This window comes from Undibacterium sp. 5I2, assembly GCF_035019605.1.
GTDB lineage: Bacteria > Pseudomonadota > Gammaproteobacteria > Burkholderiales > Burkholderiaceae_D > Undibacterium.
Genome location: NZ_JASJVS010000214.1, coordinates 1 through 218 on the forward strand (window position 1 = coordinate 1; position 218 = coordinate 218).

The 218-nt window shown below is 57.3% G+C and carries 1 protein-coding gene; it reads right to left on the minus strand.

Annotated elements, in window-relative coordinates; genetic code table 11:
* The coding region (locus tag QN359_RS20005) for a hypothetical protein (RefSeq protein ID WP_323493532.1) at positions 1 to 218 on the minus strand (218 nt) is incomplete at both ends.

A 218-nucleotide genomic window follows, 5' to 3' on the forward strand; every position in this document is an offset into this window, starting at 1 on the left:
AAATTGGTCGAGCTGTTATTGCTACCCGTCGTCATCGTGACCGCCGTTAGACCATTATTGCTTACCGTACCACCGCTGCCAGCCAGCGAACCGATGGCTTGATTAAAACCACCGAGATCGAGCGTGGCACCAGCAGCCGTGGTGACAGCCGAGTTGCTACCGAAGGCATTAACCGCACCGGCGACCAAGCTACCATTACTGACCGTGGTCGCGCCGCT